The 13,897-nt window shown below is 71.5% G+C and carries 15 protein-coding genes; 12 read left to right on the top strand and 3 right to left on the bottom strand.

Annotation, left to right across the window (positions count from 1 at the left end):
- The first annotated feature begins 98 nt into the window (after positions 1 to 98).
- Both KIH74_RS00680 and KIH74_RS00675 read left to right on the top strand, forming a co-directional pair.
- Entirely contained in the window at positions 99 to 1,013 is a 915-nt protein-coding gene (locus KIH74_RS00680; protein WP_308113485.1) for an amidohydrolase family protein, read from the top strand.
- On the top strand, positions 1,010 to 1,585 hold the full coding sequence (locus KIH74_RS00675; protein ID WP_214153331.1) for a cysteine dioxygenase: 576 nt from the start codon (positions 1,010 to 1,012) through the stop codon (positions 1,583 to 1,585). The genes KIH74_RS00680 and KIH74_RS00675 overlap by 4 nt, the downstream gene beginning before the upstream one ends.
- A gap of 146 nt (positions 1,586 to 1,731) precedes the next feature.
- Here the strand turns inward: KIH74_RS00675 and KIH74_RS00670 are convergent, their stop codons facing one another.
- Positions 1,732 to 3,294, bottom strand: a complete 1,563-nt coding sequence (locus KIH74_RS00670; protein ID WP_214153330.1) for an aromatic amino acid ammonia-lyase — start codon at positions 3,292 to 3,294, stop codon at positions 1,732 to 1,734.
- Between the two features lie 205 nt (positions 3,295 to 3,499).
- Between KIH74_RS00670 and KIH74_RS00665 the strand changes: the two genes are divergently transcribed.
- The 5 genes from KIH74_RS00665 to KIH74_RS00645 all read left to right on the top strand — a co-directional run bounded on the left by KIH74_RS00665 (position 3,500) and on the right by KIH74_RS00645 (position 7,786).
- Positions 3,500 to 4,225 carry an IclR family transcriptional regulator gene (locus tag KIH74_RS00665; protein WP_214153328.1) on the top strand — a complete coding sequence of 242 codons (726 nt, stop codon included), beginning with the start codon at positions 3,500 to 3,502 and terminating at the stop codon, positions 4,223 to 4,225.
- A complete protein-coding gene (locus KIH74_RS00660) occupies positions 4,222 to 5,346 on the top strand; it encodes an ABC transporter ATP-binding protein (RefSeq protein ID WP_214153326.1) in 1,125 nt (374 codons plus the stop codon). The genes KIH74_RS00665 and KIH74_RS00660 overlap by 4 nt, the downstream gene beginning before the upstream one ends.
- On the top strand, positions 5,343 to 5,990 hold the full coding sequence (locus tag KIH74_RS00655; protein ID WP_214153324.1) for an ABC transporter permease: 648 nt from the start codon (positions 5,343 to 5,345) through the stop codon (positions 5,988 to 5,990). The genes KIH74_RS00660 and KIH74_RS00655 overlap by 4 nt, the downstream gene beginning before the upstream one ends.
- Positions 5,991 to 5,998: 8 nt before the next feature.
- The gene (locus KIH74_RS00650; protein ID WP_214153322.1) at positions 5,999 to 6,733 is read left to right on the top strand and encodes an ABC transporter permease; all 735 of its coding nucleotides are present in this window, start codon (positions 5,999 to 6,001) and stop codon (positions 6,731 to 6,733) included.
- Between the two features lie 132 nt (positions 6,734 to 6,865).
- Positions 6,866 to 7,786 carry an ABC transporter substrate-binding protein gene (locus KIH74_RS00645; protein WP_214153320.1) on the top strand — a complete coding sequence of 307 codons (921 nt, stop codon included), beginning with the start codon at positions 6,866 to 6,868 and terminating at the stop codon, positions 7,784 to 7,786.
- Positions 7,787 to 7,871: 85 nt separating this feature from the next.
- On the opposite strand, the gene KIH74_RS00640 is transcribed toward KIH74_RS00645, so the two are convergent.
- The gene (locus tag KIH74_RS00640; protein ID WP_214153318.1) at positions 7,872 to 8,048 is read right to left on the bottom strand and encodes a hypothetical protein; all 177 of its coding nucleotides are present in this window, start codon (positions 8,046 to 8,048) and stop codon (positions 7,872 to 7,874) included.
- Positions 8,049 to 8,198: 150 nt separating this feature from the next.
- On the opposite strand from KIH74_RS00640, the gene KIH74_RS00635 reads away from it, so the two are divergent.
- Together KIH74_RS00635 and KIH74_RS00630 are read left to right on the top strand one after the other, a co-directional pair.
- A complete protein-coding gene (locus KIH74_RS00635) occupies positions 8,199 to 8,399 on the top strand; it encodes a hypothetical protein (protein WP_214153317.1) in 201 nt (66 codons plus the stop codon).
- A gap of 27 nt (positions 8,400 to 8,426) precedes the next feature.
- The gene (locus KIH74_RS00630; RefSeq protein WP_214153315.1) at positions 8,427 to 8,819 is read left to right on the top strand and encodes a PPOX class F420-dependent oxidoreductase; all 393 of its coding nucleotides are present in this window, start codon (positions 8,427 to 8,429) and stop codon (positions 8,817 to 8,819) included.
- A 36-nt stretch (positions 8,820 to 8,855) separates the two neighbouring features.
- Here KIH74_RS00630 and KIH74_RS00625 read toward each other — a convergent pair whose 3' ends face one another.
- Positions 8,856 to 9,635 carry an IclR family transcriptional regulator gene (locus KIH74_RS00625; protein WP_214153313.1) on the bottom strand — a complete coding sequence of 260 codons (780 nt, stop codon included), beginning with the start codon at positions 9,633 to 9,635 and terminating at the stop codon, positions 8,856 to 8,858.
- Positions 9,636 to 9,727: 92 nt separating this feature from the next.
- On the opposite strand from KIH74_RS00625, the gene hutU reads away from it, so the two are divergent.
- Genes hutU through KIH74_RS00610 form a run of 3 tightly spaced genes read left to right on the top strand, consistent with a single transcriptional unit; the run spans position 9,728 to position 13,892 of the window.
- A complete protein-coding gene (gene hutU, locus KIH74_RS00620) occupies positions 9,728 to 11,389 on the top strand; it encodes a urocanate hydratase (protein WP_372491982.1) in 1,662 nt (553 codons plus the stop codon).
- Complete coding sequence (locus KIH74_RS00615) at positions 11,386 to 12,582, top strand: allantoate amidohydrolase (protein ID WP_214153310.1); 1,197 nt, start codon at positions 11,386 to 11,388, stop codon at positions 12,580 to 12,582. The genes hutU and KIH74_RS00615 overlap by 4 nt, the downstream gene beginning before the upstream one ends.
- Positions 12,579 to 13,892 carry a formimidoylglutamate deiminase gene (locus tag KIH74_RS00610; RefSeq protein ID WP_214153308.1) on the top strand — a complete coding sequence of 438 codons (1,314 nt, stop codon included), beginning with the start codon at positions 12,579 to 12,581 and terminating at the stop codon, positions 13,890 to 13,892. Before KIH74_RS00615 ends, KIH74_RS00610 begins: the two co-directional genes overlap by 4 nt.
- Positions 13,893 to 13,897 lie beyond the last annotated feature (5 nt).

The following is a 13,897-nucleotide window of genomic DNA, read 5'->3' as shown; positions in this document are numbered from 1 at the left end:
CGGCTACTTGCACCCGGTCCGGTGAATCGCTTAAATAACTCTATCGAATTAGTAGAAAATACTGGTCGGAGCCGGGGGGAGCCGCGCTGTGTGGAGAGGTGGTCAAGCTGTCGTCGCGCCGAGGGCTGCCCTGCGATGTCCATCAGCACCTGTGGCCCTCTTCTCTGATCGCCGCTCTCCGGGCCCGCGACGAACCGCCCCTGCTGCGCGGCTGGACGCTGCACCTGCCGGGAGAACCGCCCTACGAGGTGAACCCGGCCGACCACGACGTGGACGCCCGGCTCCGCCTCCAGGGCGATGTCCGGGCCCTGGTGTCGCTGTCCAGCCCTCTCGGTCTGGAAGACCTGCCCCCGGCTGAGGCCCTCCCGCTGCTCGACACCTGGCACGCCGGGGCCGCCGGGCTGCCGGACGGATTCGGGGCCTGGGCCGCGGTCGCCCGGCACGAGCCCGACCTGACGGTTCTGGCCGACCACCTGCGCGGCGATTTCGCCGGTCTCCAGGTCCCGGCCACCTGGCTGCTCACTCCCCGGGCCCTCGACCACCTCGCCCCCGTGCTGCGGGTGTGCGAGGAGGCCGACAAGCCGGTGCTGGTCCATCCGGGTGCCGTCGGCACGGTCGCCGACCCGGAGCTGCCGGGCTGGTGGCCCGCCGTCGTCGACTACACCGCGCAGCTGTCCGCCGCCTGGTGGTCGTGGCACCACACCGGGCGCGGGCTGCTGCCCCGGCTGCGGATCGGCTTCGTCGCCGGGGCCGGCCTGGCGCCCCTTCAGCAGGAACGCCTGCACGCCCGGGGCGGCCGGACCGGGCGGCTCGACCCCGGTGTATTCGTCGAGACCTCGAGCTACGGACCGCAGGCGATCGACGCCCTGGTCCGGGTGCTCGGCATCGACGCGGTGGTCCGCGGCAGCGACCGCCCCTACGCAGAACCGCTCCCCTTCGGCTACGGCAACGCCGCCGATCACGCCATCGAAGTCAGCAACCCCCAGCGCTTCCTGACCGGAGGTAAGCCATGACCAGCGTTGCCGAGAGCACCGCACCCGAGGTTCCCGCCCTGAACGACCTGCCCGCGCGGGTTCTCACCCGCCAGGAACTGCGCGAGCTGGTCAGCGCGATCGCCGACGACCCCGCTGCCTGGCAGCCGCACGTGGCCTACGACGACGAGCACCGGCACTACGTCTGCCTGCACCGCGACGCGAACGTGGACGTCTGGGTGCTGTGCTGGACGCCGAGCAACGACACCGGCTGGCACGACCACGACATCTCCTCCGGGGCGGTCGCGGTGGCCCACGGCGAGGTGATCGAGCACAACCTGGTGATCGGCAGCGCCGCACTGGAGATCAAAGTGCCTGCCGGGCAGTCGTTCCACTTCGGCCCGGACCACATCCACCGGATGACCGGCGCGGCCGAGGGCAGCGTCTCGATCCATGCCTACTCGCCGCCGCTGTGGCGCATGGGCCAGTACGCGATCAGCACCACCGGCGTGCTGCGCCGCACCTCGGTGTCGTACGCGGACGAGCTGCGGCCGGTCGACGAGCCGTTCCCGGACGACCAGGAGCGCCTGCGCGACGCCGTTCTCGGTTCGTGAGTGCGGTCGCGGCGCCTGGCTGACGCCCCACCAATCGGCTTGTGCGCCCGGTCTTCCCGGGGAGGGCGGGGTTTGTTCGGGGGCTCAAAATTGTGGACGACGGCGAGCTTCGCACGGGCTCATCGTCGTCCACAATTTTTTGCCCCTCAGCGCTCCGGCTCGTGCGACTCGACCAGGTCGGCCAGCAGCGGCAGCAGGTCCTGCGCGGTGGCCAGGTCGCCGGTGAGATCCCGGTCAGGCAGGCTGTCGCCCAGCGGAACACACGCCTCCAGCAGCGAACCCCAGGGCGCGGAATCGGTTTTCATGCCCTGCATGCGCAGAGCCCGCACCGCGGCGACCAGTTCGCACGACAACGCGGTGGCGTAGGCGTCGCCGGCGGTGAGCAGCTGCACGGCCGAGCGGGAGGCGAAGCTGGCGTGCTCCTCGGTGCCGCGCGACAGGCTGACCGACCCGAGCGAGGCCGGGGTGGCGGCCGAGCGCAGTTCCGCCAGCGCCGAGGCGGCCAGGTACTCCAGCATCATCACGCCGCTGGCACCCGGCGTGCCGTCACCCAGGAACGGCGGCAGGCCGGTGGCGGCCGGGTCGACCAGCATCGCCAGCCGGCCCTGGAGCAGCGAGGCGGACTGGGCGGCGGCGATCGCCGCACTGTCGCAGCCCAGGGCCACCGCGGGGATGTGGAAACCGCCGTGGTGGGCGACGACCGGCTCCGGGTCGGGGCCGAGCACCGCCGGGCCGGCCAGGATCACCGGGTTCTCCGCGGCCGCGTTCAGGTGCGCGCCGACCACCCGGTCGAGCTGCTGCACCGTCTCCAGCAGCAGGCCGTTCACCTGCGGCAGGCAGCGCATGCCGAACGGGTCCTGGATCCGGGCCGGTTCGTACTCCGAGTCGCTGACCAGCGACATCACCACCCGGCAGACCCGGCGCACGCCGATGCCGGGTGTCACCCGGGCCACCGCCGGGCCGAACGCCTCCCAGTTGGCCCGCACCGCCACGCCGGTCAGCGCGGCCACGGCCAGCGAGGCCCGGGCCAGGGTCTGGAGCCGCGCGGCCGCCAGCGCGGCGTCGGCCAGGGTGGCGGCGTTCGAGCTGAGGAACGGCAGGGCGTCGTGGATGCCGAGCGAGATCGGGCGCAGCGGGTTGGTCAGCGGCGCCTCGCCGAGCAGGCCGAGGGCGGTGGTGGCCATCGCGGTCAGGTCGCCGGTGCCGATGCCGGCGTGCTCGCGGATCGGCGGCAGCGCGTCGGCGTTGATCATCGCGACCAGCCCGTCGATCGCGGCCGGCGAGATGCCGCTGCCGCCCGCCGCGAGCTGGTTCAGCCGCACCAGCAGCGTGGTGCGGATGCGGATGTCGTTGCGGATCTGCCCGGCGCTGGTGGCGTGGCTGCGCAGCAGACCGAGGGTGTAGCGGGCGGCCTCGGTGGCCGGCAGCGCCACCTCGCGGTTGGCGCCGACACCGGTGGTGCGGCCGTAGACCGGGCGCAGGCCGACGGCGGCGTTGGCGGCCTGGTAGGAGGCCTGGGCGCGACGCCGGGCGGTCGGGGTGAGCCGGACCTTGAGCGGGGCGTCCACCCGGGCGACCAGCTTGCGGGTGGTCAGCGTGCGGCCGTCGATCGTCATCGCCGGCACACCACCGGAACGCCGGGCCCGGGCCGGGGGAGCCGCGTCCGCCGCGGCCGCCGCCGCGGCCCGGTCCGCCGGGGTCAGATCCATCGCCACTCTTCGCTCCCGCTCCACCTCATGTAGTAACGGCCGCCGCCGGGCCCGACTGGACACCGCCGCGCGTACCTGACGATGTGACCTTACTTTTCCGCCAGTCGGCAAGGTGTTTCCATTGCGTGAAAACTCGGGCCGCGCCGAGACGCCTGTCTTGATCGCTGGTAGAAAAGGTCCTCCACCGACGAGAGGGGCGCCGAAGATGCCCGGCAAGCCCCCGGCCAGCTCATCGACCCGATCCGTCGAACGAGCCCTGGCCCTGCTGGCCGCGGTCTGCACGGGTGGCACCGACACCCTGGTCGAACTCTCCCGCCAGGTCGGGCTGCCGGTCAGCACCACGCTGCGGCTGCTGCGCACCCTGGAGCAGGACCAGTTCATCGCCCGGGCGGAGGGCGGCGGCTACCGGCCCGGGCCGCGCATGATGCAGCTCGGGGCACGGGCGCTGTCGCACGAGCACCTGGTGCCGCTGAGCCGGCCGGTCCTCGACGAGCTGGTCGCGGCCACCGGCGAGTCGGCCTACCTGAGCATGACCGGACCGGGTGAATCCGCGCTCTACCTGGCGATGGCCCAGGGCACCCATTCGGTGCGGCACGCCGGCTGGGTGGGCCGCACCTTCCCGCTGGCCGGCAGCGCCGCCGGCACCGTGCTGCTGGGCCGCACCCCGGCCCGGGGCTGGACCAGCAACGCCTCCGGCATCGAACCCGACGTCACCTCGATCGCGGCGCCGGTCACCGGTCCCGGCGGGGTGGTCGCCGCCCTCAGCGTCGTCGGTCCCACGTACCGGCTGGACGAGGCCGCCATCGGCCGGTTCGGTCCCCTGCTGACCCGTCTTGCGGACGACCTCGGGCAGCAGCTCGGGGGCGGTGACCCCGTCGCCCCCACCCCTGACCCCCCGCACGATGCACCGAGAGCAGAGATGAACACATGATCAAGTTTGAATCCGTGGTGAAGAAGTACCCGGACGGGACCGTGGCGGTGAACGGGCTCGATCTCGTCGCACCGTCGGGCAAGATCACGGTGTTCGTCGGCCCGTCCGGGTGCGGCAAGACCACGTCGCTGCGCATGATCAACCGGATGATCCAGCCCACCTCGGGCACGATCTGGCTGGACGACCAGGACACCGGCAAGGTGGACGAGAGCACGCTGCGCCGCGGCATCGGTTACGTGATCCAGCACGCCGGGCTGTTCCCGCACCGCACCATCGTCGACAACATCGCCACCGTGCCGCTGCTGCTGGGCTGGGACAAGAAGCGGGCCCGGGCCCGGTCGCTGGAGCTGATGGAGCGGGTCGGGCTCGACACCGCCTTCGCGAAACGTTACCCCGCACAGCTTTCCGGCGGTCAGCAGCAGCGCGTCGGGGTGGCCCGGGCGCTCGCCGCCGACCCGCCGGTGATGCTGATGGACGAGCCGTTCAGCGCGGTCGACCCGGTGGTGCGCGCCGAGCTGCAAGACGAATTCCTGCGCCTCCAGTCGGAACTGGGCAAGACCATCATCTTCGTCACGCACGACATCGACGAGGCGGTCAAGCTCGGCGACCAGGTGGCGGTGCTCAAGGTCGGCGGCACGCTGGCCCAGCTGGCAAGCCCGGGAGAGCTGCTCACCGACCCGGTCGACGACTTCGTGGCCGGCTTCGTCGGGCGCGACCGGGGCTACCGCGCACTGGGTTTCGAGACCGGCGAGCTGACCACCCGGCCGGAGCAGACGGTCGAACTGGGGGACGACGCCCAGGCCGTGCAGCGCGCGGCGCAGGACGGCTGGGCCCTCGCCCTCGACGACGCGCGCAAGCCTCTCGGCTGGGTGCGGGCCGCCGCCGTGCCGGCCGGCGGCCCGGTGACCCCGGAACTGCTGCACCGCGGCGGCACCGTGGCCCCGGCCTCCGGCTCGCTGCGGGCGGCGCTGGACGCGGCCCTGTCCTCGCCGTCCGGCCGCGGTGTGCTGGTCGACGACGACGGCGTGCTGGTGGGCACGGTGACCGCGAGCGAGGTGGTCACCCGGATCGAGACGCACCTGCACGCGCGCCGGGACGAGAGCGCGGTGAGCGGCGGATGATCAACTACCTGAAGAACAACCCGGACACCGTCGGCGAGTGGTTCTTCGCCCACGTCTGGCTCTCGGTGCTGCCCGTCGTGCTCGGTCTGCTCGTCGCCCTGCCGATCGGCTGGGTGGCCAGCCACTACCGCTGGACCTACCCGCCGATCACCAACCTGGCCGGGCTGCTCTACACGATCCCGTCGCTGGCCCTGTTCATCCTGATGCCCTCGATCCTCGGCACGAAGATCCTCTCGCCGGTCAACATGGTGGTGGCGCTGACCATCTACAGCGTCGCCCTGCTGGTGAGAGTGGTTGCCGACGGCCTGAACTCGGTGTCGCCCGACGTCCGGGCCGCCGCCACCGCGATGGGCTTCACCGGGATCGGCCGCTTCCTCAAGGTCGACCTGCCGATCGCCGTGCCGGTGATCACCGCCGGCGTGCGGGTGGCCACGGTGTCGAACGTCAGCCTAGTCTCGGTCGGCGCGCTGATCGGCCTGCCGCAGCTGGGTTCGCTGTTCACCACCGGGTTCACCCGCTACGTCACCGGCATCGTGCTGCTCGGCATCGTGCTGTGCCTGGTGCTGGCGCTGGTGCTCGACGCGCTGATCGTGGTGGGCAACCGGTTCCTCACCCCGTGGCAGCGGGCGGTGGCCAAGCGATGATCGGCGGCGTGTTCGAATGGCTCTTCGCCGGTGAGAACTGGACCGGCGACCAGTTCGGCAGCAGCATCCCCGACCGGCTGGCCGAGCACCTCGGCTACTCGTTCGGCGCGCTGGTGTTCGTGCTGCTGATCGGCATCCCGCTCGGTCTCTACATCGGGCACACCGGCAAGGGCGGCGTCGCGATCGCCGGCCTGGCCAACGCCCTGCGGGCGCTGCCCACCTTCGGCCTGCTGGTCTACGTGGTCATCGCCTTCTCCGGAAATCTGCCGGCCGACTGGGCCTACAAGGGCCCGACTCTGTTCGTCCTGGTCATCCTCGGTGTGCCGGCGGTGCTGTCGAACACCTACGCGGGGGTGCAGAACGTCGACCCGGCGGCGCGTGACGCCGCCCGGGGCATGGGGATGACCGGCTGGCAGGTGCTCTGGCGGGTCGAGGTGCCCAACGCCCTGCCGCTGATCCTGTCCGGCGTGCGCAGCGCGATGCTCCAGATCGTGGCCACCGCCACGATCGCCGCCTATGTGTCGCTCGGTGGCCTGGGCCGGTTCATGCTCGACGGCCTGGCCCAGCGCGACTACTCCCAGATGGCCGGTGGCGCCGTGCTGGTGGGACTGCTGGCGGTCGTCCTCGACCTGCTGATGGCTCTGCTCCAGCGCTACGTCGTGTCCCGCGGCATCACCGGCCGCTACGCCCGTCCAGCGGCCGGCGCCGATGTCGTCGCGGCCGAGTCGAAGGTCCTCGTCTGACCGGATTCCCCGGGGTCCGGCGGCGACCGTTGCCGAGTTGAGACCGGATCCCCGCTCAGACCCCTCAAGACTGACGGTGACAGAAGGCAAGCTGTCACCCGCGGTCCAACACACCTCTACAGGAGTGCACTGATGAATCGACGCAAGATGGTCGTCGCCACGGCCTTCGTCACCTCGGCCCTGGCCCTGACCGCGTGCGGCGGTGGCAGCGACCCGCTGGACACCTCCAGCGGTGACAGCGACACGGCGGCGTCGTCCGACACCATCGTCGTGGGCTCGGCCAACTTCTCCGAGAACGAGCTGCTGGCCGAGATCTACGCCGGGGCGCTCGAGGCCAAGGGCGTCAAGGTCGAGAAGAAGCTGAACATCGGCTCGCGCGAGACCTACGTCCCGGCCCTCGAAGACGGCTCGATCGACCTGCTGCCGGAGTACTCCGGCAACCTGCTGTCCTACCTCGACAGCGACACCGAGGCGGTCTCCTCCGACGACGTCTACGCCGCCCTGCCGGCCGCCCTGCCCGAGGGCCTGTCGGTGCTCGAGCAGTCCACGGCGGAAGACAAGGACGCCGCGGTGGTCACCAAGGAGACAGCCGACAAGTACAGCCTGACCTCGATCGCCGACCTGAAGGACAAGGACCTGGTCCTCGGCGGCCCGCCGGAGTGGAAGACCCGCGCCACCGGCGTGCCCGGCTTCGAGAAGAACTACGGCGTCGAGTTCAAGAGTTTCAAGTCGCTCGACGCCGGCGGCACGCTGACCATCAACGCCCTGAAGAACGGGCAGGTCGACGTGGCCGACGTGTTCACCACCGACCCGAACATCGCGGCCGAGGGCTGGGTCATCCTGGAAGACCCGAAGAACCAGTTCGCCGCGCAGAACGTGGTGCCGCTGATCAACAAGGACAAGGCCAGCCAGACCGTGACCGACGCGCTCAACGCCGTGTCGGCCGCGCTGACCACCGAGAATCTGACCGACATGATGGAAGAGGTGGTCATGGACGCCAAGGAGCCGGCCGACGTGGCCGACGAGTTCCTGACGGAGAACAAGCTCTCCTGATCAGCCTCTCAGCCGGCAGGCCCCGTCCTCTCCACTGCGGAGGGCGGGGCCTGTTGCTGTCCGGCCCGCTGCTACCCCGGCCCGCTCAGCGCGAACGGGCCTGCGACACCGCCTTCTTCGGCGGCTTCTCCTTGAACTCGTAGGTGGTGCGGTCGAGACGCTCGGCGAAGCCCGCGTCGGCGAGCCGCTTGAGCACGACCGGACAGGTCTTGCACCGCGGCTTGTCTTTGCAGCACTTCTTCTTCGCCTTCTTCACGCCCACCCTCTAGACATTAGGTGAGCCTGCCCTTAGCGCCAAGTGCAGGCAGCTCTGGACAATTCCGCGCATCCATGCAGGTCACGGCGTCCCGCCCGGATTCGGCCCGTACGTGGGGGTTGTGTTGAAGTGCACTTCACCGGCCATGGTGGTGGCATGCCGATGACACACCCGCCCGCCGCGGAGTGGCTGACCATCACCGACGTCTCGCAGCTCACCGGGCTGAGCGCCCCGACGCTGCGGTGGTACGAGCGCGACCACTACCGGTCGCTGATCGCTGCCGGGCTGGACTGCGACAGCCGACCGGTGGACGACCAGACCGTCCGCGCCCAGCGCCGCGCCGACCTGCCCCTCTGACCGCCCGAACCCCCTCTGAGGAGAACCATGCCCGGCGTGATCCCGGCCAGCCACCTCGACCTGCTCGACCGCCCGCTCTACGGGCACTTCGCCACCGTGCGGCCCGACGGCGCGGCCCAGGTGAACCCGATGTGGTTCGTCTGGGACGGCGAGCACCTGCGCCTGACCAACACCACCACCCGGCACAAGTACCGCAACGTGACGGCGAACCCCCGGGTCGCGCTGTCGGTGGTCGACCCCGACCAGCCGTACCGCTACCTGGAGGTGCGCGGCACCGTGGAACGCATCGAACCCGACCCGGCCGGCGACTTCTTCGCGGTGCTGGCCCACCGCTACGGCATGACGATGGACGGGCCGGTGGCCGACGCCGCCGACCGCGTGGTCTACGTGATCCGCCCCGACGCGGTGAGCAGCCAGTAGCCTGGCCGGTCCGGAAACACATGCACCCGAGTCGTTTCAGCGCCGCCCTCCACCGTGCAGCCTGCGCTCCAGGGCCGTGGCCGCGGCCTTCACCGAGGCCACCAGCTTCTCCTCGCCGCCGTCACCGGCCGGGCCGCTCGACCGGGTGACGGCCAGCGCCGCCACCGGGTGCCCGTTGTGGTCGAGCACCGCCACCGCGACCGACGAGAATCCGGGCGTCACCTCGTCCGTCTCCACCGCGTGCCCCACCCGGCGCACCCCGGCCAGCATCCGGCGCAGCTCCGGCAGGCTGCTGGGCGGGCCGGCCCCGACAAACGCGTCACGACCCGGAAACAACGCCCGCACCTGGGCATTCGGCAGGGCGGAGAGCATCGCGCGGCCACTCGCCGTCCGTTCACTGGGCAGCCGCACGCCGACATCGGTGACCAGCGGTGGACGTCCCGGGGCCCGTTCCTCGATCAGGTAGAGCACCTCGCGCCCGTGCAGCACGCCGAGATGGGCCGTGTGCCCCACGGCGTCCACCAACCGGGACAGCACCAGCCGGGAGAGCCGCTGGAGCGGTTCCTGACGGGAGTAGGCCGACCCGATCTCGAACGCCGCGACCCCCAGCCCGTAGCGCCGCTCCTCCGGCAGATGGGTCACGAAGCCCTGCTCGATCATGGCCGTGAGCAGGTGGTACACGGTGCTGCGGGGCAGGTCCAGCTCCCGGGCCAGGGCGCCGGCGGGCAGCGGACCGGGAGCCCGGGCGAGCGCCCGCAGCACCGCCAGGGCCCGGGTGGCGGCGGGCACCTGCCCCGGGTTCTCGTGTTTCGGCACCGGTCCATTGTCTCGGATCCCAGACACCAAGGCCGTGGCGGTTCTGTTATCAACGCCCGGACGGCGGTCGAATAGAGGGCATGACCTCCTCGATTTCCGGTCCGCGGCCGGTTCAGGCGCCCCGCGGCACCACCCTGACCGCACGCAGCTGGCAGACCGAGGCACCCTTGCGGATGCTTCAGAACAACCTGGACCCCGACGTCGCCGAGCGCCCCGACGACCTGGTCGTCTACGGCGGCACCGGTCGCGCCGCCCGGGACTGGAAGAGCTACGACGCGATGGTGCGCACCCTGACCACGCTGCGCGAGGACGAGACCATGCTGGTCCAGTCCGGTCGCCCGGTCGGCGTGATGCGCACGCACGAGTGGGCCCCGCGCGTGCTGATCGCCAACTCCAACCTGGTCGGCGACTGGTCCACCTGGCCGGAGTTCCGTCGCCTGGAGAAGCTCGGGCTGACCATGTACGGCCAGATGACGGCCGGTTCGTGGATCTACATCGGCACCCAGGGCATTCTCCAGGGCACCTACGAGACCTTCGCCGCGGTGGCCGCGAAGCGGTTCGGCGGGACCCTGGCGGGCACCCTCACGCTGACCGGTGGGGCCGGCGGAATGGGTGGTGCGCAACCGCTTTCGGTCACGCTGAACGACGGCGTGTGCCTGATTGTGGACGTCGACGAGTCGCGTCTGCGTCGTCGGGTGGAGACGCGCTACCTCGACGAGATCGCCTCCGGCCTGGACGACGCGATCGAGCGCGTGCTCGCGGCCAAGGCCTCGCGAAAGCCGTTGTCGGTCGGTCTGGTCGGCAACTGCGCCACGGTGTTCCCGGAACTGCTGCGCCGCGGCGTGGAGATCGACATCGTCACCGACCAGACCTCGGCCCACGACCCGTTGTCGTACCTGCCCGAGGGGGTGGAGCTGGGCGACTGGCACGACTACGCCGCGGCCAAGCCGGAGGAGTTCACCGACCGGGCCCGCGCCTCCATGGCCAGGCACGTCGAGGCCATGGTGGGCTTCATGGACGCCGGCGCCGAGGTGTTCGACTACGGCAACTCGATCCGCGACGAGGCCCGGCAGGGTGGCTACCAGCGGGCCTTCGAGTTCCCGGGATTCGTGCCCGCCTACATCCGGCCGCTGTTCAGCGAGGGCAAGGGCCCGTTCCGCTGGGCCGCGCTGTCCGGCGACCCGCGTGACATCGCGGTGACCGACAAGGCCGTGATGGACCTGTTCCCGGAGAACGACCACCTCCAGAAGTGGATCCGCGCGGCGCAGGACAAGGTGGCGTTCCAGGGTCTGCCTGCCCGGATCTGCTGGCTGGGCTACGGCGAACGGGACCAGGCCGGGCTGCGTTTCAACGAGCTGGTGGCGAACGGTGAGATCAGTGCCCCGCTGGTGATCGGCCGCGACCACCTGGACTCCGGCAGCGTGGCCTCGCCCTACCGGGAGACCGAGGCAATGGCCGACGGCTCTGACGCGATCGCCGACTGGCCGCTGCTGAACGCCCTGGTCAACGCCTCGTCCGGGGCCACCTGGGTATCGATCCACCACGGTGGCGGGGTCGGCATCGGGCGCTCGCTGCACGCTGGTCAGGTGACGGTGGCCGACGGCACGCCGCTGGCCGCTCAGAAGCTGGAGCGGGTGCTGACCAACGACCCGGGCATGGGCGTGATCCGGCACGTGGACGCGGGTTACGAGATCGCCGAGCGGGTCGCGGCCGAGCGCGGCGTGCGGGTGCCGATGACCGAGGGCGACGCGTGAACGCACCCGGATTCCTCGACCGCTGGGCCGAGATCGAGCCGATCGGGCGGGCGGCGTCCGGCGGGTACCGGCGTTTCGCCTGGACCCGCGAGGACGCCGTGCTGCGGGAGTGGTTCGAGGGTGAGGCGAGCGCACTCGGCCTCGACGTCACCGTGGACCGTGCCGGGAACCAGTGGGCCTGGTGGGGCGACCCGGATGCCCGGCCGGGCATCGTCACCGGCAGCCACCTGGACTCGGTGCCGGACGGCGGGGCGTTCGACGGGCCGCTCGGCGTGCTCAGTGCCCTCGCCGCGGTGGAAGGCCTGAAGTTCGGCGGTTTTCAGCCGAGCCGGCCGATCGGGGTGGTCAACTTCGTGGACGAGGAGGGCGCTCGTTTCGGGGTGGCCTGCGCCGGGTCGCGGGTGATCACCGGGGCGATGTCGGCCGACCGGGCCGCCGGCCTGAAGGATCACCAGGGGACGACGCTGGGCGAGGCGATGCGCGCCGCCGGCCGGAATCCGGAGCACCTGGGACGGGACGAGGAGACCCTGCGCCGGATCGGCGCCTTCGTCGAGCTGCACGTGGAGCAGGGCAAGGCGCTGGCCACCGAGGAGTACGACGCGGCGATCGGGGTCGGCACCGCGATCTGGCCGCACGGCCGCTGGCGTTTCGACTTCGCCGGGCAGGCCAACCACGCCGGCACCACCCGACTGGTGGACCGCGACGACCCGATGCTCGCCTACGCCTCCACCGTGCTGGCGGCCCGCCGGATCGCCGGGAACCATGATGCCGTGGCCACTTTCGGCAAGCTGCTGGTCGAGCCGAACGGGGTGAACGCCATCCCGTCGCTGGTGCGGGCCTGGCTGGACGCCCGGGCTCCCTCGGAGCAGGACGTGCAGGGGCTGCTGGCCGAGCTGACCACCGCCGCGCAGGAGCTGGGGGCGACGGTCAGCGAGGAGTCGTGGACCGGGAACACGCTGTTCGATGCGAACCTGGCCGAGCGGATGAGCGAGATGCTCGGCGACGCGCCGCTGCTCGGGACCGGGGCCGGGCACGACGCCGGCATCCTGGCCACCGCCGGAGTGCCCTCGGGCATGCTGTTCGTGCGCAACCCCACCGGCATCTCGCACTCCCCGGCCGAGTTCGCACCCGAGGCGGACTGCCTGGCCGGGGTGCAGGCGCTGACCACCGTGGTGCGAGGGCTGGCCGCGTGAGCCACTGGGCCCCACACGCCTGGCTGCCCTCCGGAATAGCCTCTGACGTCAGAGTTTCCGTGACCGACGGGCTGATCACGTCGGTGGAGACCGGGGTGCGGCCGGCCGCCGGCGACCGGCGGCTGCCCGGGGTGCTGCTGCCCGGCCTGGCCAACGCCCACTCGCACGCCTTCCACCGGGCGCTGCGTGGGCGCACCCACGCCGACGGCGGGTCGTTCTGGACCTGGCGCACGGTGATGTACGACGTGGCCCGCCGGCTCGACCCGGACTCCTACCTGGCGCTGGCCCGGGCGGTCTACGCCGAGATGGCCCTGGCCGGGATCACCACGGTGGGCGAGTTCCACTACCTGCACCACGACACCGGTGGACGCCGCTACTCCGATCCGAACGCGATGGGTGAGGCACTGCGGCAGGCCGCGGCGGAGGCCGGCGTCCGCCTCACCCTGCTCGACACCTGTTACCTGGCAGGCGGTCTGACCGGGTCCGGGCACACGGCGCTGGAAGACGTGCAGCTGCGTTTCGGCGACGGCGACGCCGAGCAGTGGGCCTCCCGGGTGTCGGACCTGAAACCGTCGGCCGGGATGCGGATCGGCGCCGCGGCGCACTCGGTGCGGGCGGTGCCGGCCGAACAGCTGCGCACGGTGGCGGATTTCACCGGTGGCACGGCGCCGCTGCATGTTCACCTGTCGGAGCAGCCGGCCGAGAACGAGGCCTGCCAGGCGTTCTACGGGCTCACCCCGACCGCTCTGCTCCGGCGTGAAGGGGTATTGGGCCCCTCGTCGTCCATGATTCATGCCACCCACCTGACCGCCACCGACATCACCGACCTGAATGGCACTTTCGCCTGTTTCTGCCCGACCACGGAACGCGATCTGGCCGACGGGATCGGCCCGGCCCGGGCTCTCACCGAGGCCGGGGCGACGATCACGCTGGGCAGCGACCAGCACGCCGTCGTCGATCTGTTCGAGGAGGCGCGCGGGCTGGAGATGCACGAACGACTCTCCACCCGGCAGCGCGGCCGGTTCTCCCCCGCCGAGCTGCTCACCGCGCTGACCTCGGACGGGCACCGCAGCCTGGGCTGGCCGGAGCTCGGCCGGATCCAGGCCGGGGCCCCGGCCGACCTGGTCGCGGTGCGGCTCGATTCGGTGCGCACGGCAGGCAGCAGGCCGGAGCAGGTGGCGCTGAGCGCCACCGCGGCCGACGTCGACACCGTGCTGGTGGGCGGCGAGACCGTGGTCAGTGAGGGCCGGCACCGGCTCGGAGATGTCGGCCGCCTGTTCACCGAAGTTCTCGAAAAACTGTCGTCCTGAAGGGG

Origin of the sequence: Kineosporia corallincola (genome assembly GCF_018499875.1) — a bacterium.
Taxonomy (GTDB): domain Bacteria; phylum Actinomycetota; class Actinomycetes; order Actinomycetales; family Kineosporiaceae; genus Kineosporia; species Kineosporia corallincola.
Note: the sequence above shows the minus strand (reverse complement) of the source record. Positions and strands in the feature narration are given on the sequence as shown.